The organism is Thalassotalea atypica (assembly GCF_030295975.1).
GTDB classification, from domain to species: Bacteria; Pseudomonadota; Gammaproteobacteria; order Enterobacterales; family Alteromonadaceae; genus Thalassotalea_F; species Thalassotalea_F atypica.
This window is the reverse complement of sequence record NZ_AP027364.1, coordinates 2,664,432-2,683,582: the sequence shown is the minus strand read 5'-3', so window position 1 is coordinate 2,683,582 and position 19,151 is coordinate 2,664,432. Positions and strand designations below refer to the sequence as shown.

Below are 19,151 nucleotides of genomic sequence, written 5' to 3'. Positions count from 1 at the left end.
ATGGTGTCAACCCATTGCCTTATTCCATGATTTTATAGCTGATGCGCGCGTCAAAACACTACCCTGAGAGAGAAGTTACCTCAATAAACTGGCAAGTACTGAAAATGTTGTTGCCTTACCTATTTGAATTTAAAATTCGAATAGCTATCGCCATGGCGTGCTTAATCGCCACCAAAATCGCCAGCGTATACTTGCCGTTCATATTAAAAGACATTGTTGATTATTTAGATAATATCAGCACGCAACAAGCATTGATTGTACCTTTTGGATTAGTGCTGGCGTATGGTTTAGTCCGATTTTCCATTGTTTTCTTTGCTGAGGTGCGTGACACCTTATTTGGTCGTGTTACCGAACGGGCGATTAGGCGAATAGGCTTAAAAGTCTTTCAGCACCTGCATAAACTCGATTTAGACTTTCACCTCAACCGTCAAACGGGCGGGCTGTCTCGCGACATTGACCGCGGCACGTCAGGTATTAATTTTTTAATGCGTTTTATGGTTTTTAATATTGTGCCGACCATTATTGAGATCGTCATGGTGATCGGTATCTTGTGGGTCAATTACGGTATAAGTTTTGCTCTCACGGTGTTCGGCTCTGTTGCGGCGTACATTGCCTACTCAGTCTATGCCACTGAATGGCGTACTGGTTTTATTCGAGAGGCCAATAAAGCAGATTCTTCAAGTAACACCAGAGCAATTGATAGCTTAATCAACTATGAAACTGTTAAGTACTTTACCAACGAAGCGCATGAGGCGGACGCCTACGACAAACAGTTAGCCACATGGGAAGTCGCTAAAGTAAAAAATCGTTTATCGTTATTTGCCCTAAATGGTGGACAAGCTCTTATTATTGCCATTGCAATGACCTCGATGCTGGCAATGGCAGCATACAGCGTCACGCATGGCACAATGACACTAGGTGATTTTGTTCTGATTAATGCCTTTATGATGCAGCTGTTTATGCCATTAAATTTTCTTGGTTTTGTCTATCGGGAAATCAAAGGCTCTTTAGCTAACATCGAACATATGTTTGGCTTATTAACTAAACAACCTAAAGTACAAGACAAGAAAGGTGCCTCAGAGCTAAGCGTTGGCCGTGGTGAAGTGCGATTTGAAGATATTGAATTTAGCTATGACAATAAGAGAGAGATTATAAAGAAGGTTTCGTTTGCTATTAAGTCGGGCACTAAGGTTGCCGTAGTGGGCGACAGCGGCTCTGGTAAGTCAACCTTGGTTAAGTTGCTCTTTCGTTTTTATGATGTACAAGCAGGGAAAATAACCATTGATGATCAAGTGATCACCGATGTCACACAGCACTCATTGCGGTCACATATTGGAATCGTGCCCCAAGACACTGTTTTATTTAATGATACGTTATTTGCGAATGTCCAATACGGAAATCCTACAGCGACTAAAGAGCAAGTTCTACGTGCTTTCTCGTTAGCGCATCTAGATGAATTTGTGAAAGACCTACCCCAAGGTTTTGATACTGTCGTTGGTGAGCGTGGCTTGAAGCTTTCTGGCGGTGAAAAACAGCGTGTTGCTATTGCACGAACTATTTTAAAGAACCCAAGCATCTTGGTGTTTGATGAAGCAACGTCTTCCCTTGATAGCCACTCTGAGCAAGCCATATTAGGCGCAATCAATGAAGTCAGCGAGAATAGAACTTCATTGGTGATTGCACATCGCTTATCCACCATTGTTGATGCTGACAATATTATTGTCATGAAACAAGGGGAAATTGTTGAGCAGGGTAGTCATCAAACATTGATTGCTAAGCGGAGTTATTACCACAAAATGTGGCAACTGCAACAGCGCAATAACCCATAGTAAAATTAGAAATTACCCTTTATGAAACAAGATAGAACAAATACAACTACTTCTGAGATGAATCAATTAGCGATATCGCAAACGAAAGCTTGGTTAGATGAAGTGGTCATCGGCTTAAACTTTTGTCCGTTTGCAAAAAAAGAATTCGTTAATAACACTATCGCGTATGCGGTAAGTGCTCATAGCCAGCTTAAATTGGCCCTTGAAGAAGTGGCGCTGCAGTTTGAACTGCTAGCACATGATGCAGAAATTGAAACTAGTTTACTGATATTTACTGATGGTTATCTACAGTTTGAACGATTCTTAGATTTGGTTGATTATTCCAACGACTTATTGATTGATTTAGGCTTTGAGGGGATATTTCAGCTAGCAAACTTTCATCCAGACTATTTCTTTGAAGGCGAGCCATTAGATTCTGCCAGTCATTATACTAATCGCTCGCCATATCCTACATTGCATTTTATCCGAGAAAAAAGCATGGAAAGGGCGTTAAACCATTACCCAAACCCAGAGCTGATCCCTGAAAATAATATCGCGCTGACACAGGAAAAAGGCTGCGACTATTTTGAGCAAATATTAAAGCGCATTAAACGTTAAGCTAAAAGGCAAGTAACAGTGGTTACATATTGGTACAAAGCTTTACTCTAGCCCTACAGAGTTTTTGAGTGAAAAATATACAATTCTTTTATGTACTAAGGAGAATCGTATGAACACCTCATACCAAGGTAGAAAATATCACTTTGCCGATTTCGATGAATTATGGCAATTTTACCGAAAAATACTCAAAAACTCTGCAACGTTTAGTTGTTAAGCTGCTAATTTTTATAGTTTTATAATTCCCCTTTTCTTTCATTTCTCAGGTAAAATGTCGGCCATTGTTTTTTAGTTTGTTATTGGCATGTCATATTTAGATGAATTCCTTGTTATCGCGGTAGTGCATTTTTTAGCGGTAGCTTCCCCAGGTCCTGATTTTGCCATTATATTAAAACAAAGTGTCCGCTATGGTCGTAAAACAGCGTTAATGACCAGTTTAGGTATTGGTACTGGCATTCTTGTGCATGTCGCTTATTCGTTAGTGGGCATTGGTCTATTAATCGCTAGTGACGAACGCTTGTTCACTCTTTTGAAATATATCGCGGCAAGTTACTTCTGTTACATCGCATGGCATGGATTACGCGCAAAAAAGCCAACGATAAACGAGCAAGGAATGGCTAGGTCTAATGACCCCGTACCATCGAACAAACGTGCTTTTTCTACCGGCTTTCTAGTCAATGGCCTGAATGTCAAAGCAACGTTGTTTTTTGTTAGTTTATTCTCTATGGTGATTTCGCCTGATACCCCAACTGAAATAAAATTGAGCTACGGCATATATATGGCAGTAGCAACAGCGGCTTGGTTTAGTTTACTTTCCTATTTACTTAACCATCAAAAAATGGGCATGCTTATTCAAACCAAAGGATACTGGTTAGATCGTATCATGGGAGCAATTTTATTGTTGCTGGCGATAGAGTTAGTGCTGAGCGATATTTCACAAGCTGGCATAGCGTAAAGGAGCATGGACCATTAGCGCTGGAAAGAGTGAGTGATTCAAACAGAAATAAAATATGAAATCCGATATACTGACGTTACATATAAAACAGCGTCATGATCCAAAGTTGTAATTTAGATAGGGTATTTAGTGGACAAGCAGCAAGTTATTCAAGTAGGCGGTGACATTGAAGAGTCGCTTAAAGGCAATTATAAAATTAACCCAAAGGCCGTGTTAGAAGAGGCTTGGCAGAAAACCAACAATAGCAGAGCATCTATTAATATTGGCTTGTGCTTTGTTTTTTTTGTGGGAATGATTATTTCGATGGTAGCAAGCCATCTCTTGGGCGGCATTGAACAAGTCCTTGAAGATCCTAATGCCCTCAATTTAGTTAATCTAATTGTCAATATCGCCATTTGGCCTTTTTTGGCCGGTATTGAAATGATGGGGGTGTTACATGCAGTTGGTTTAAAAACGGAAGCGAAACTTACCTTTGCGTTTTTAAAGCGTGGCAGTTGGGTGGTACTTTGTGCCTTATTCACTTCAGTGTTAGTGAGCTTAGGATTACAATTGTTTATCATCCCAGGTATTTTCCTTGCGGTTGCATTGTCACTAACGATTCCGTTGGTGGTTGAAAAGCACTTATCACCAATGAAAGCTATAATTTTGTCAGTCAAGGTGTTGAGGTTTCAATGGTTTAATATTTTTGCCATTTACTTTGTCTTGATGGGGGGTCTGGTATTGTCTATTTTGCCCGTAGTAGTCTTAATTAACTCTGAGCTTGTTATTCTAGGGGCTGTATTATGTTTGTTTATTTTGTCTTACCTAGCACCATGTTACTTCAACGCAAAAGGTATTCTTTATCGGGAGATTTTCGGCATGCGATTACAGACAGTTTCAAGTGAACAAAGTATCAGTGATGATATCTTTACTGCTTAATCAACGTCATAAAAAGGAATTTTATGAAGCTTAAATATACTCTTCGGGCGGCCTTACTGGCCGGCTCTGCTGTAGCGATTGTTGCGCCTTTTACTTTTTTAAAGCCAGAAAAAGTTTCAGAGTCGCAGACTGACGTAATCGCTAAGAAACCGATCCCAAAGCCAGTGGAGCTACCACTTCATGATGTTGAGCTTCCTGATTTTTCAAAAATACTAGACGTTAAGACTAAAAAACGAGAGTTTTTTAATTTCATCAGGCCTGCAGTAGAAAAAGAGAATACCCGCTTGTTGGTTTTACGTGCAGAGGTTGATGCTCTTTTAAGTCAGTTGTCTCTCGGTGAACCATTATCTGACGAACAACAAGCAAGATTTTTACAATTGAACAAAAAATACCGTGTCAATAAACGCGCTACGCCGCTTCAGCAAGCGTATGAGTTGTATTCTAAAGTGGATGTTATTCCTAGCCCTTTGGTATTGGTGCAAGCCGCCAATGAGTCTGCTTGGGGAACGTCACGTTTTGCACGAATAGGGCTTAATTTCTTTGGTATTTGGTGTTATCAAAAAGGCTGCGGCATGGTGCCAAATTCAAGAAATGATGGAGCGAATCATGAAGTTAAAGCATTTAGTAATTTAGACGGCGCAGTAAAGCACTATTTGCATAACATTAATACCAATGGTGCATATGCCATGTTTAGAACCATTAGGCAGCAGTTAAGAGAACAAGAGCAACCATTGATCCCTGAAATATTGGCAACTGGGCTGTTACCTTATTCTGAAAGGGGCACCGACTATGTACTGGAGTTGACGCAAATGCTCCGTCATAACCAGCAGTATCTTGTCCAGCAACGACCTGTCGAACCGGTTGCAGAGTAAATTGTAAAGTTACAAAAAAAGGCAGTTGTTCATCGTGAACAACTGCCTTTTTATGAAAGCAATTTATGTCATGATGACGATTACAAGTAAAGCTTAACCATCGCACTCACAACACTTTCGTCATCAATGCCATTAATACCAAACTTATTGTGCCAGTATGAATACTCAATACCTGCTTCTATAGTGTTTGGATTACCAAAGTAATTGCCAATATCGACACGTAATTGCGGATTAAAATGAAAATCTGCTGCGTGGTCGTCCGCCGCAGAAGACCAATCAATATAGCCATCAAACATAATTTTATGTTTACCGGCATTAATAGGATAGCCCCAAACAACGGTCAATTGCTCATCATTGTCAGTAGACTCGTTATTGACAACATAGACGTTAGTGTCGAGATAGCTAAAGCCTGCAACCTTCCATGAAGCCCCCACACCTAACAAGTAATTATCGAAGCCGTCGCTGTATTTAGGCTCAGATATTGAGGCAGACTCCCATGTTGCTGCGATGAAGGTGTCCTTTAAAATATCACTGTCGATTTTAAAGTCGAGTGCGTAGTTAAGGCTTAAGCGCGCAGAAACTTCAGCATAAGTTTCTTTATGCTCGTCTGCGTTTTTATCAGCATTTGCGTCGATTCTGTCGGCAAAGATAAAAACATCACCCCAGTTGTGACCTGACGCATGTTCTAAGGTAAATACATTAACGTCATCATTGGTCAACACTTCAAATTCTGACAAGCTTTTAAGGTAGCTCAAACTATTTGAGCTCCATAATGTTTCTGCACTGACGTGAACGCTTAGTGATGAAAGCAGTGCAAGTGAAAAAATAGATCGGGTAAGGGTCATGAGTTATCCAAAATAAATAAATTTAACGACGAAAAGAAGAGCAATAATGGCAACACTTATGCTTAATTGATTTATCTTGCCACTAAAAATTCTTACTGCCGCATAGCTGATAAAGCCAAAAGCAATACCGTGAGCAATTGAAAAAGTTAACGGCATGATGATACAGATTAGCGCAGCAGGTACAGCATCTAACATGTCATCCCAGTCAATATTCTTAAGTGAAGAAAGCATTAGCACGGCAACAAAGAATAAAGGTCCTGATGTCGCATAAGCGGGAACCATACCCGCTAATGGAGCAAAAAATAATGCCAAGATAAATAGAATACCAACGACCACGGCAGTTAAGCCGGTTCGGCCGCCCACTGCAACACCTGCTGTACTTTCTACGTAGCTGGTAGTGGTTGATGTACCGAGCATTGAACCTGCAACGGTAGCCGTAGAGTCAGCCATTAGCGCTTTGCCTAAACGTGGAAAGTTACCGTCTTTATCCAATAGATTGCCGCGTTGAGCAACCGCAATAAGCGTGCCTGACGTATCAAATAAATCGACAAATAAGAAAGCAAAAATTACGCTTAACATGCCAACTTCTGTCGCACCGATAATGTCTAATTGCATAAACGTCGGTGCCACTTCTGGAGGCATTGAGACGATACCCGTGTATTGAACATCCCCAATGATGAGCCCTAATACGGTGACCGCTAAAATAGAAATCATCACAGCGCCGTTAATTTTTTTCGTTGTTAATGCAACGATTAGGAATAAACCAAAGGCTGATAGTAGAGGACCTGTCGCGGTAACATCGCCTAAGCCCACTAGGGTTGCAGGGTTATCGACAACAATGCCTGCATTTTTAAGGCCGATAAAACCTAAAAATAACCCAATACCCGCACCAATTCCGTAACGTAATGCTTGTGGGATACTGTCTATGATCCATTTGCGGATATTGAACAAGCTTAAGAGGATAAAGACCATACCTGAAATAAACACGCCACCTAAGGCAACTTGCCAGGTATAACCCATTTCTAACACTACGGTATAAGTAAAAAAGGCGTTTAGCCCCATCCCAGGAGCAAGCGCTATAGGGTAGTTAGCCAAAAAGCCCATGACAAAACAACCAATAGCGGCAGCCAGACAGGTTGCGACAAATACAGCGCCGTGGTCCATGCCTGCGTCTGATAGCATTGCTGGGTTGATGAATATGATATAAGCCATGGTCAAAAACGTCGTAAATCCGGCGATGACTTCTTGCTTGATGGAGGTGTTGTGATCTTTCAGTTGAAATAATGCTTCAAACATCGAAAGTGCCTTTTAGTAAAGTTAAATTAATTCTTACTCAATACAACCTAGCCAGTTTATTTTACTTCAATAACATCAATGAGGCTTTTAGGTTGTACTTCAATTGGTTTCTGAGCAGGCTCCGTAAACTCTTCCTTGTCAAAACCAATATCTCCACCATTAATCACGCCAGACGTAGACGTAATATCTGCAAAGGGAAATAAATCGCTATCGCACAAATGTGAAGGAACAACGTTACGCAATGCGGTAAACATCGATTCAATGCGACCTGGAAATTGGACATGCCAGTCTTGTAACATGCGTTTAACGTTTTGACGCTGTAAATTAGGCTGTGAGCCACATAAATTGCATGGAATGATAGGAAACTGCTTAAGTTGCCCATATTGAATCAGTTCTTCTTCTTTACAAAAGGCTAAAGGGCGAATGACCACATGTTCGCCATTATCGGAGACTAACTTGGGTGGCATAGATTTCATTTTGCCACCATAAAACATGTTGAGCATGAGTGTTTCTATCATGTCATCTCGGTGATGCCCCAAGGCGACCTTTGTTGCGCCTAACGCTTTCGCTGTTTTATATAAGAGCGCGCGACGTAGTCGAGAGCATAAACTGCAAGTGGTTTTACCTTCAGGTATTTTGTCTTTAACAATTGAATAGGTATCTTCTTCAACAATATGATATTCAATGCCAATAGAATGTAGGTAATTCGGTAGGATTTCTTCTGGAAAACCTGGCTGTTTTTGATCTAAATTCACCGCTACAATGTCAAAATTGATTGGTGCGGATTCTTTCAACAGCATTAAAATTGACAGCAAGGCATAGCTGTCTTTTCCGCCAGATAAACACACCATAATTCGGTCGCCATCTTCAATCATGTTATATTCGGCGATCGCTTTACCGACATGGCTGCGTAAGCGTTTTTCAAGTTTGACTAATTGTGTTTTTTGTTCGGGCGAAAGGGGTGTCATATTGGCTTCCTACGATTTAAGGCGCGTATTATATAGGAAGTCAAGCACAGTACAAGTTCTAACCTGTTAACGGTTTGTTTCGGATGTTAACTAACAGTACGTAATAAAAATCGAATGATTCAAATACTGAACTAGGAACAACCACACGTACCGGCCTGTTGACTAAATTGCTGTACGATGGATTGTTTCTTTGAAAAACACTAAGTAATTATATCCAGTAAGTTAGTCAGATTTTTGCAGATTGTCTGAGTAATGACGCAGCACTCCCTTTGATAATTTAATCAAATCATCAATCATAAGCAGTTGAGGTGTGGTTAGTTTTTCATCTTTAATAGATACTTCAAGTGCATTGCATAGCTGATATAGCCGAACCAGCCCTAATCCTATTGCTGCGCCTTTGAGTTTATGTAGCTTTGCTTGTTGATCGGCCGCAGATAAGTCTGAGAAATCACTGTATTCACTGTCGACATGCTGGCAAAAGAGCTGCGCAAGCTGTTGTACTTTTTCATGCCCCAAATACTCGATGTCTTGATTAGGAATATCAGCGTCAAACAATGAGTGCTTATTAAATTCGTCATTGCTTATTGTTACGGACTCAGTCGTTCCTATAGTGCCATTTTTTTGTTTTGATACTTGCTTGTTTTCATCTTGATTATTCACGGCACCAACGGCAAACATTGCTTTGTTAATAGCGGGTTTTAATTTCTTCATTTGCACTGGCTTGGCCACAAAACCATCAAAACCAGACTCAATAAACTTAGCAACATCTTCTTTAAAAACATGAGCCGATACAGCAATGGTCTTAAATACTTGTTGTTTTTCTTCAGCTATAGATTTGAGCTGTTTTGAGAGTGTCACGCCGTCAGTATCGGGTAAATTGATATCTAGTAGTGCTAAATCATAATGATTGCTTTGCATTAAACTAATTGCGCTTGTCCCATCCTTAGCGGCAGTAATTGTGTGGCCGAGCTTTTCAACTAATGCGCAGGCAACATCAAGGTTTATATCGTTGTCTTCAACAATAAGCACGTTGTAGTGTTGGAATGATTCATGGGAAGACGAAAACATCTCTTGTTGTTTGTTAATATCGCTTTTATTTGCATAGCTTAAAGGGAGCGTAAAAGAAAAACAGCTGCCTCTATTTTCTTCGCTCTCAAGTGACAAAGCTCCGTTCATGGCGCTTACCAACCGCTGAGAAATAGCTAAGCCCAACCCTGTTCCAGCAGCACTTTGCAAGTTGGCCACTTGGGTAAATGCCTGAAAAACGTCCCCTTGCTTATCTTTAGCGATGCCGCAACCCGTATCAGTCACAGAGAAGGTCACGCTACCTTCATCATGGTTAGGTCTGTCGGTACCAGTTTTATCCCCAGTAATTGATAAAACAATACTGCCTCGCTGGGTAAACTTAATGGCATTATTAATTAAGTTTATAAGTATTTGTCGTAACTTGCCTAAATCAGCAAATCGCCACGGTTCAAGGTGGTTGTCAATTTCAAAGCGGAGCAGTAACGACTTACTCTGTGCTCTTGCGAGCATCAATTGGATAACATCTTGCCCCAGTTTGTTTAGATCAATGGCCCGACAAGACAGCGCAATATGGCCAGCTTCGATTTTTGAATAATCAAGCACATCGTTAAGAATATCGAGTAAGTTTTCGCCGGAATAGAGTATTGTTTGCGCATACTTTTGCTGTTCTTCGGTTAGATCGGTATCGGTTAATAACTCTAGCGTGCCTATCATGCCGTTCATCGGTGTACGTATTTCATGACTCATGCTGGCCAAAAAGACTGATTTGGCCCTGTTGGCTTCATCTGCTTGTTGCTTTGCTAGGGCATGCGCGGTAGATTCACGGTTTAACTTTTCATTGGTCAATCTCAGCTCTTGTGTTCTAACGCCAACCAATTGTTCAAGGTTCTCTTTATGTAAACGCAGCTCTTGTTCACTCTGTTGTTGTTCATACTCAAGCTGCTGCTTTTTAATGGCTTGCTCTCGAAAAACATCCAGGGCTTGGGCCATATGCTTTAACTCTTCATCCATAGAGGATTCAACGGTTATTTCAAGATCCCCAGCGGCAAGTTTTTCTATTGCATCAGTATGCTTTTGCAGTTTGAAAACAATACCTTGATAAACGACTTTCCACATCACAAAGATAATGACAATCAGCGACAATAAGGTGGTGATCAAAAATACATTTTGAGACCACGACACTAACTTGTGATGTTGTTGGCTGGTTTTTGTTGCGAGCTCACCTTGTTTTTCGATCAGTGATAATATGCCCTGATTTAATAGTGTTAATTGGTTGGCAATCTGTTGGTGTAGCAAGCTTTGTTTTTGCTCTAGCTCAATAGCTTCTTGCTGGTAAAGTAGTAGATCATCAAACAGTTTAAGCTTGTTCAATGCAATACGTGCTAATTCTAACCGATAAGGATCATGAATAGCGTCAACCAAATTGGTGATCACTATTACTAACGAGTCCTTACTCTGCCCTAACTCATTAAGTTGTTGGTATTGGTGACTAGTAATAATTAAGTTGGCTATTTGCTCTAACTCTAGCGCATGACGTTCTAATGCTGCCATTTTATCCAGTAAATTAAGGTCTTCATCAATAATCAAATCTATATCTTGTTGTGCCTTAACCAAGCTATTTTTCTGCTCAATTAAGTCATATAGCCCTGACAATCGTACAAGCGCAAAGGTACTGGCATTAGCTACCTGTGATTTCGACAACGTAGAAATTTCATGAACCGATGCTTTGACTACAATAATAGTTTTTTCAATCTGATGAAGGTTGATGATTTTGTCTCTAGCGTAGCGATCAAGTTGTTTAATACCTTGGTTGATTTCATTTTTTAGGTTTATTAAGTCGGTTAAATTCTTGTTATTGAGGTTGAGTAGTTCCAATGAAGAAAATTTCTCTTCAACAGCAGTGTGCAGTGAGAACAAATTATCGCTAATGTTTTTGCGCGTCTCTTCGTCAGTGGTATTTTTCAATACTGTCGTGCTATGAGTAATTTTCAAGCTTAAGTTTGCCAGCTCTCTTGTACCCGTGAGTATAGGTAAAGTTTGCTTGGTAATGACATCTCCTGTGCTGGCAATAAGGCTGAGACTATTCCAAGCAACAATGCTAACAAACAGTAATAATCCGGCAACAAAACTAAAGGCAAATAGTAATTTGTTACCTATACTTCGACGAAAGTGCAATGTAATATCCTCTAATCCTGAGTATCCATATCAATGTTTAAAAAGAGCGTATTGTGAAAAAACTTTTTGTTTTACTACTGGTAGCCGTACCGTGTTTTTTTAGCGTTTTAGTCGCTGCGAATCCAGTTCCAACCCATACCAATAGTAAAATAAAATTGTGTGCAGTGTATCCTCATCTGAAAGATTCTTATTGGCTCAGTATAAATTTTGGCATGACTGAGCAAGCAAAACAAAGTTCGATTGCATTAAAAGTGCTAGAAGCCGGTGGCTATCAAAATGCTGATGAACAGTTTAAACAAATTGAACAATGTATTGAATGGCAAGCAAATGCCATATTAGTTGGCACGGTTAGCTTTGAACAGTTAAACCTTAAATTAGCACAAGTTAACCAGCATACGCCTATTTTTGCGCTGGTTAATGAAGTAGCAACAAAAAATATTACTGGCAGAACAGGGGTTTCTTGGTATCAAATGGGCTTTAATTTAGGTCAGTACCTAGTTAACTATCATCAACAACACGGGAAGTCTGAATCCGCACAACTGGCTTGGTTTCCTGGGCCGAAAGGCGGAGGAGGTAGTTTGCAGTCAACCCAAGGTTTAAAAGCTGCGATTGCAAATAGTGCGATTGAATTGGTCACGGTACAACATGGTTTAAATGAGAAAATCACTCAGTTTTCTCTGTTAAAAAATACCTTTAAAAAATTCACTGACATAGAGTATTTAGCTGGAAATGCAGTGATGGCTGAAATGGCTATTAATGAAGTTTCGAAATTACCTAAGGCACAACGACCTAAAATTCTTAGTCATTACTTTAGTCATGGGGTTTATCGCGGTATTAAGCGTAATAAAATACTGATGGCCAATTCAGATCAAATGGTACACCAAGGCCGAATGGCGATTAATCAAGCTGTGACGTATCTGCAAACAGGAAAAAGTGAAGAACACCAAGCGACTGCGATTATTACTATAGACCAACAAAACATCGATGAGATAAACACTCAGTTATCTTTATCACCAAACAATTTCAAACCGGTATATAACGTGAAACCGCTTGCAAAGTGACCTATTTAACTCACATCTGCAGCAAATAGATATCCCTCTCCATGAATAGTAGTAAATATTTGTGGCTCTTTCGGGTTATCTTCAATTTTGTTACGTAAACGACGAACTAATACATCTATCGTTCTATCGTTTGGGGCGTCAACCCTATGTTCAATTAAGTTCAATAAACGGTCACGGCTTAACACTCGACTTGGATTGGCAACAAACGCCACAAGAATATCGTATTCAGCTTTGGTCAGTTTGATCGGAATATTGTTTTTAAGTAGTTTTCGCTTAGGAATATCGAAGCGACATTGACCAAAACGAAATATATTGTCATCTTCTTCTGCGTCTGCTGAAAATGCTGGCTCTTGTTGCGCCAATGAGATGCGCCACAATATATTTTTAACCCGTACCAATAACTCCCTTAACTCAAATGGCTTAGTAACATAATCGTCAGCGCCCATTTCCAAACCAATAATTTTATCGATAGAATCGGTTCTCCCGGTCACGAGCACAATGCCGATATCAGAGTGGCTACGTAGGTTTCGTGTGATCATTAGTCCATCTTCGTCAGGCAGGTTAATATCTAGCATGATCAAGTCAATATGATGATTGTCTAATATCACATTCATCTGCGCTTTATTCTCTGCTTCACTTACTTGATAACCCGCATGCTGGAAATAACCCACCAATTTGGCTCGGGTTATCGCTTCATCTTCAACTACTAAAATATGTTTGTGGTTCAACCGTGACGTCCTACTAAAAAATTATTGCCAGCAAAAGTGCTTCATTCGATAGCTAACTGACATTATTTCATAAATATTCTTAAACATTGTGTTCATCTAATCACACAATCCTGTTCATAACTGGGCGATACAATAACGCCATCAAAAATTGTTTATCTGATTTATATCAACTCTGGAGTTTTGAACTATGAATAAAGTTATAAAAACAACAAACTGCGCTCTTGTGAGTACGATGTTACTATCTTGCTCTTTTTTAGCAAGTGCGGAACAAGCTAAAGGCGAGTTTTTAAATGGTACTTTTAGCGGCTCCGCTGGAATTGCAACTGACTCAGTATTTCGTGGTGAGTCAACCGTAGCTGATGGAGACACAACGGCAATATTCGCTAACTTCACTTGGTCGCACAGTAGTGGTTTTTACGCTGGTGTATCCGGTGCCACGGCAGAATATGAGTCCACTCCAGATATAAGATCAAACCTTTCTCCCTATCTAGGTAAATCTGGCACTATTGGTGAAAGTGGCATTAGCTACAATGTTTTCGTTTATCACTATACTTACGCTGACTCTGACGATTCAAATTATACAGAACTTTGGATGCAAATCGCCAAAGATTTCGGTCCAGTGAATATGAAGCTTGAAGTAACACCTACGCTTGATGACTGGTTTGGCGCCAAAGGTTGGGACGGCGTAAATTATGCCATTCATCCGAGCACAAGCTTTAGCAACGGTATTAATCTTTCAGGCTCATTAGGTTACCAAGATTTGTCTGGCGATGGAGCTGAAGGCTGGGGGCATTGGAACCTTGGGGTAAGCAAGAACTTCTACGGGCTTAATTTTGATGTACGTTATCATGACTCAAACATAGACAGTTCACACAAAGTGTACGGCTCTGAACAAGGGTTAAAAATATTTGATAGCCGCTTTGTTCTGGGGGTAAGTAAGAGTTTCTAATACTATAAGCTTTCTTAATTAAAACAAAGTCTTTAATACCGCATATATAAGCAGGCACGCCGTAGGAGTAGCCTGCTTATTTCGTTGTTGTAAATAAGCATAATTCCCCTGACATTACAGTAACAGGTCTACCAAACCTTTCATCTACAATTCTGTTCATATTTTTTCACAATTGCGCATAAGCTGTCTTTTCCTGCGCCATCGTTATTCACATTGCTTATCTATAGTTAGCTTATCAAAAATACACAACCCGCTAATGAGTCAAGAGGAGTTTCGAGATGATCGCGAAACAGTTAAATAAAGATAAAGACATCGGTGAAAAGAAAAAGCTCAAAGAGCTTAAAGCATTGGGTTTTATTATTGTTGTGCTTTTTCCAGTTTTGAGCATTTTTGCCGTTGGTGGCTATGGCTTGATCATATGGTTAATTCAGGCATTTGGTGGTGTTATCCCTCACTAGAAATATCACCAAGTAAGTCATTCGTATTTTCAGCAATAAAGTAAAAAACTAGAACATCGAGGGTTATCAACATGAAATGGTTTAAAAACCTCTGGCACACACTTAACACGCCAGCTAAATACCTTACTTTAGGCTCCATTAGTTTAACGGCGTTCTTAATGGGGGTTATTTTTTGGGGTGGTTTCAACACAGCGCTAGAAGCAACCAATACAGAAGAATTTTGTATCAGTTGCCACAGCATGGAAAGCAAACCTTATCAAGAACTACAAAAAACCGTACATTGGTCAAATCATTCGGGTGTCCGCGCTACTTGTCCTGACTGCCATGTACCACATAGCTGGGGTAGAAAAATTGCAAGAAAAATGGAAGCTTCAAGTGACGTATGGGGTTGGTTCTTTAAAACGGTCAATACCGATGCTAAGTTTGAAAGTAAACGTTTAGAGATGGCGTCTCGTGAATGGGCTCGCTTTGACCGAGACGATTCCTTAGCTTGTAAGAACTGTCATAATTACGACTCCATGAAATGGGAAGACATGTCTAAGCTAGCACAAAAGCAGATGAAACGTGCCGCAGAAAAAGATCAAAGTTGTGTTGACTGTCATAAGGGCATCGCACATACCTTACCTGATATGGGCACAGCTAGAGCACCAGAGTTAATTGCAGAGGTGGGTACAGGGCCTAATAGTTTCATCACAGGTCAAGAATACTTCACCGCCTTAACCAAGCCATTATTCTTTAGCTCAAACGGCGATGTTGAAGCAGGTACCCTAAATGTTGCCACTAAAGTTAACGTATTAGAGAGCAAAGACAAGCGCGTGAAAATTGCCATTGAAGGGTGGCGTAAACAAATGGGCGCTGGTCGAGTGATTTATCGAGAGTTTGGCATCAACATGCTTACCGCTCAATTAACTAAAGATGCGGCCAAAACCGAAGGCGTTATGAAAGGCTTTGAAGAAAAAGAAGATGAAATGACGGGCCTTAAATGGCAACGCGTTGAAACAACGCTATGGACCGATGCTGATTACCTAATTACCGAGCAACAACCGTTATGGGATTATGCGCGAGACACCTTTAGAAGTAGCTGCAGTGTTTGTCATACGCAACCAGATGAAGCCCACTTTGATGCCAACACTTGGCCAGGTATGTTCCAAGGCATGATCGCTTTTGTCAACATGGATCAAGATACACAAGCACTAGTACAAAAATACTTACAACAGCACTCATCAACGTTTGTTAAAGAAAAACACTAATTGGAGCCTATCTCATGAAAAGAAGAAGTTTTTTAAAGGGCATATTAGCGACATCATTTACCCTAGCAAGTACCGCTTCAGTGTTAACACCACTAAACGCTTTAGCAAACGTCGGCGCTAAAAAACGTGACGATTGGTTAACCACTGGCTCACACTTTGGTGCGTTTAAAATCAAACGAAAAAATGGTGTTATTGATCAAGTTAAGCCGTTTGATTTAGATAAGTATCCAACAGACATGATTAACGGTGTTAAGGGCTTAGTCTATAATCCATCACGAATTCGTTACCCTATGGTACGGCTAGATTTTTTATTAAAAGGCCATAAAAGTGATACTACACAGCGGGGCGATTTTCGTTTTGTTCGAGTCACTTGGGATCAAGCATTAACACTCCTTAAGCAATCACTTGATGAAGTACAAACTAATTACGGCCCGTCTGGCTTGCATGCAGGGCAAACCGGCTGGCGTGCAACAGGGCAATTACATTCTAGTACCAGCCATATGCAGCGCGCTGTTGGTATGCATGGAAACTTTGTTAAAAAAATTGGTGATTACTCAACAGGTGCCGGGCAAACCATACTGCCGTATGTGTTAGGTTCAACAGAAGTTTATGCTCAAGGAACTTCATGGCCGCTTATTTTAGATAATGCTAAAACCATTATTTTATGGGCTAATGATCCTTATAAAAACTTACAAGTGGGCTGGAATGCAGAAACCCATGAAAGTTATGAATACCTTGCGCAACTAAAAGAGAAAGTAAAACAAGGTAAAATTCGTGTGATCAGTATAGATCCCGTGGCATCTAAGACTCAAGATTACTTAGGTTGTGAAAAAATCTATGTTAATCCACAAACCGATGTCGCCTTAATGTTGGCTATCGCTTATGAGCTTTACTCCAATAATTTACATGATCAAAAATTTATCGACGGTTATAGCTTAGGGTTCGAGCGTTTTGTGCCGTATTTAACTGGCGAAAGTGACGGTATTGCTAAAACCCCACAGTGGGCAGAAAAAATTACATCGGTGCCAGTTGAAGTGATCAAAGACTTGGCAAAAACCATGGTTGCTGGTCGCACGCAAATGTTAATGGGCTGGTGTATTCAACGCCAGCAACACGGTGAACAACCTTATTGGATGGCGGCAGTCTTAGCCACTATGATCGGGCAAATTGGATTACCTGGTGGCGGCATTAGTTATGGTCATCATTATTCAAGTATTGGTGTGCCTTCTTCTGGCGCAGCGGCTCCAGGGGCTTTCCCACGAAATTTAGACGAAGGTCAAAAACCAATTTTCGATAGCGATGACTTTAAAGGTGCAAGCAGTACCATTCCAGTAGCACGTTGGATTGACGCTATTTTAGAGCCAGGCAAAGTCATTGACGCTAATGGCGCAAAAGTTACTTACCCTGACATAAAAATGATGATTTTCTCAGGTAACAATCCGTGGAATCACCATCAAGACAGGAACCGTATGAAAGAAGCTTTTCATAAGCTTGAATGTGTTGTAAGCATTGATATCAACTGGACAGCAACCTGTCGTTTTTCAGATATTGTATTGCCGGCTTGTACGACGATGGAGCGAAATGACATTGATATTTATGGCAGTTACGCAAACCGTGGTTTGCTGGCAATGCAAAAAATGGTTGAACCGCTATTTGATAGCTTGTCTGATTATGAAATATTCACCCGTTTTGCCCGTATTCTAGGTAAAGAGAAAGAATATACGCGTGGCATGACTGAGCTTGATTGGCTTAAGAAGCTTTACAGCGAATGCAAAACTGCTAATGATGGTAAATTTGCAATGCCTGATTTTGAACAATTTTGGCAAGACGGTTATGTACACTTTGGTGAAGGTAAGCCTTGGACTCGACATGCTGACTTTAGAGATGATCCCGAAATAAACCCTTTAGGTACACCGTCGGGGTTAATTGAGATCTTTAGCCGCAAAATTGACCGCTATCAATACGATGATTGTAAAGGTCACCCAATGTGGATGGAAAAAACAGAGCGAAGCCATGGCGGCCCTGGGTCAGACAAACACCCGATCTGGATGCAATCTTGTCACCCTGATAAACGGTTACATTCACAAATGTGTGAGTCAAAAGAGTATCGCCAATCTTATGCAGTACAAGACAGAGAGCCGGTTTATCTAAACCCTGAAGACGCTAAACAACGTGGCATTAAAAATGGTGATGTGGTGAGAGTATTTAATGACCGGGGCCAATTACTTGCAGGCGCTGTTGTCAGCAACAATTTTCCCCAAGGTGTTATCCGCATACATGAAGGTGCTTGGTATGGCCCTGTTGGCGATGATGGCAGCATTTCTGGTGGTGCAAAAGTTGGTGCACTTTGTAGCTATGGCGATCCAAACACATTAACCCAAGATATTGGCTCATCTAAATTAGCGCAAGCTTGCTCTGCCTATACCTGTTTAGTAGATTATGAAAAATTTCGTGGTAAGTTACCACAAGTAACTTCATTTCAAGGACCATTGGAGATAGGTGCGTGACTAAATCAAGAACGGTAAATCAAGGGGCTACGCAAGAAACGGCTGCAGACCTAGCTAAAGAAAGTCAAGCGAGAGCAATCGTATATAACTTTCTCTCATCACTCTTTGCCAAAGAAGTGACCTCGGATTTAGTGATGCAATTATCATCAGAACAAGGGCAGAGCTTTTTAGCTTCACTTGCCCTTGAGCCAAGTTTGTCGGCTTCAATAAGTGAGATTAATACTAAATTGGCGTCGCTTAACTCTGAACAAGCAGTGCTTGAACTTGCCGCTGATTTTTGCGGCTTGTTCTTAGTCGATGGCAGAACCAGTGTGTCACCATATGCTGGGCAATATTTTAGCTCGAAGACAAATGATGCGGTTAGTAATCAACCAAGCTCGCGGAAGAAAAAAGATAGGGTTGAACTTTTTGGCGAGCTTCACCAGAGAATGATTTCGTTTTTAACGGATAATAAATTGCAAATTCATAATGACTTTCCTGAGCCAGGAGATCATATTGCGATAATTTTGGCTTATATTGGCCACCTATGTAATACAGCAGGGCGTAAGGAGCAGCTTGATTTTATAGAGCACTATCTCATGACTTGGCTCGGTGATTTTGTCAGCCAAGTGAATAAACACGATAATGGTTCGTTCTATAATGCGGTTGCAGAGTTAACGTTACAGTGGTTAAAATTTGATATTATCAACCTAAAATAATGATTAGCTCATAAAGTAAAAA

The 19,151-nt window shown here is 40.5% G+C and carries 16 protein-coding genes; 11 read left to right on the top strand and 5 right to left on the bottom strand.

Translation table 11 applies throughout. The features are described from left to right. The first annotated feature begins 41 nt into the window (after positions 1-41). The 5 genes from QUE03_RS12270 to QUE03_RS12250 all read left to right on the top strand — a co-directional run bounded on the left by QUE03_RS12270 (position 42) and on the right by QUE03_RS12250 (position 5,168). Positions 42-1,829: an ABCB family ABC transporter ATP-binding protein/permease gene (locus QUE03_RS12270; RefSeq protein ID WP_286261851.1), complete on the top strand. Its 1,788-nt coding sequence runs from the start codon at positions 42-44 to the stop codon at positions 1,827-1,829. A 21-nt stretch (positions 1,830-1,850) separates the two neighbouring features. Further along, complete coding sequence (locus tag QUE03_RS12265) at positions 1,851-2,426, top strand: DUF1415 domain-containing protein (protein WP_286261849.1); 576 nt, start codon at positions 1,851-1,853, stop codon at positions 2,424-2,426. Between the two features lie 301 nt (positions 2,427-2,727). Next, complete coding sequence (locus QUE03_RS12260) at positions 2,728-3,378, top strand: LysE family translocator (RefSeq protein WP_286261847.1); 651 nt, start codon at positions 2,728-2,730, stop codon at positions 3,376-3,378. A 129-nt stretch (positions 3,379-3,507) separates the two neighbouring features. Next, on the top strand, positions 3,508-4,296 hold the full coding sequence (locus QUE03_RS12255; RefSeq protein ID WP_286261844.1) for a hypothetical protein: 789 nt from the start codon (positions 3,508-3,510) through the stop codon (positions 4,294-4,296). Between the two features lie 23 nt (positions 4,297-4,319). Further along, positions 4,320-5,168, top strand: a complete 849-nt coding sequence (locus QUE03_RS12250; RefSeq protein WP_286261842.1) for a glucosaminidase domain-containing protein — start codon at positions 4,320-4,322, stop codon at positions 5,166-5,168. Positions 5,169-5,248: 80 nt separating this feature from the next. Here QUE03_RS12250 and QUE03_RS12245 read toward each other — a convergent pair whose 3' ends face one another. From QUE03_RS12245 to torS, 4 genes are all read right to left on the bottom strand, one after another. Then, positions 5,249-6,013 carry an outer membrane protein OmpK gene (locus QUE03_RS12245; protein ID WP_286261840.1) on the bottom strand — a complete coding sequence of 255 codons (765 nt, stop codon included), beginning with the start codon at positions 6,011-6,013 and terminating at the stop codon, positions 5,249-5,251. Positions 6,014-6,016: 3 nt separating this feature from the next. Continuing rightward, complete coding sequence (locus QUE03_RS12240) at positions 6,017-7,309, bottom strand: NCS2 family permease (protein WP_286261837.1); 1,293 nt, start codon at positions 7,307-7,309, stop codon at positions 6,017-6,019. Between the two features lie 56 nt (positions 7,310-7,365). Then, the gene (ttcA, locus tag QUE03_RS12235; RefSeq protein ID WP_286261835.1) at positions 7,366-8,277 is read right to left on the bottom strand and encodes a tRNA 2-thiocytidine(32) synthetase TtcA; all 912 of its coding nucleotides are present in this window, start codon (positions 8,275-8,277) and stop codon (positions 7,366-7,368) included. Positions 8,278-8,499: 222 nt separating this feature from the next. Beyond that, entirely contained in the window at positions 8,500-11,478 is a 2,979-nt protein-coding gene (torS, locus tag QUE03_RS12230) for a TMAO reductase system sensor histidine kinase/response regulator TorS (protein ID WP_286261831.1), read from the bottom strand. A 53-nt stretch (positions 11,479-11,531) separates the two neighbouring features. Here torS and torT point away from each other — a divergent pair, with 53 nt between their 5' ends. Further along, the gene (gene torT, locus QUE03_RS12225; RefSeq protein ID WP_286261829.1) at positions 11,532-12,539 is read left to right on the top strand and encodes a TMAO reductase system periplasmic protein TorT; all 1,008 of its coding nucleotides are present in this window, start codon (positions 11,532-11,534) and stop codon (positions 12,537-12,539) included. 5 nt (positions 12,540-12,544) lie between these two features. Here the strand turns inward: torT and torR are convergent, their stop codons facing one another. Beyond that, positions 12,545-13,267: a two-component system response regulator TorR gene (gene torR / locus QUE03_RS12220; RefSeq protein ID WP_286261827.1), complete on the bottom strand. Its 723-nt coding sequence runs from the start codon at positions 13,265-13,267 to the stop codon at positions 12,545-12,547. Between the two features lie 187 nt (positions 13,268-13,454). Between torR and QUE03_RS12215 the strand changes: the two genes are divergently transcribed. From QUE03_RS12215 to torD, 5 genes are all read left to right on the top strand, one after another. Further along, on the top strand, positions 13,455-14,216 hold the full coding sequence (locus tag QUE03_RS12215) for a TorF family putative porin (protein WP_286261825.1): 762 nt from the start codon (positions 13,455-13,457) through the stop codon (positions 14,214-14,216). 278 nt (positions 14,217-14,494) lie between these two features. Continuing rightward, positions 14,495-14,674: a trimethylamine N-oxide reductase system protein TorE gene (gene torE / locus QUE03_RS12210; protein ID WP_286261823.1), complete on the top strand. Its 180-nt coding sequence runs from the start codon at positions 14,495-14,497 to the stop codon at positions 14,672-14,674. Between the two features lie 71 nt (positions 14,675-14,745). Beyond that, positions 14,746-15,924, top strand: a complete 1,179-nt coding sequence (torC, locus tag QUE03_RS12205) for a pentaheme c-type cytochrome TorC (protein ID WP_286261821.1) — start codon at positions 14,746-14,748, stop codon at positions 15,922-15,924. A gap of 14 nt (positions 15,925-15,938) precedes the next feature. Continuing rightward, entirely contained in the window at positions 15,939-18,431 is a 2,493-nt protein-coding gene (gene torA, locus QUE03_RS12200) for a trimethylamine-N-oxide reductase TorA (RefSeq protein WP_286261819.1), read from the top strand. Continuing rightward, positions 18,428-19,129: a molecular chaperone TorD gene (gene torD / locus QUE03_RS12195; RefSeq protein WP_286261816.1), complete on the top strand. Its 702-nt coding sequence runs from the start codon at positions 18,428-18,430 to the stop codon at positions 19,127-19,129. The genes torA and torD overlap by 4 nt, the downstream gene beginning before the upstream one ends. The last annotated feature ends 22 nt before the right edge of the window (positions 19,130-19,151 follow it).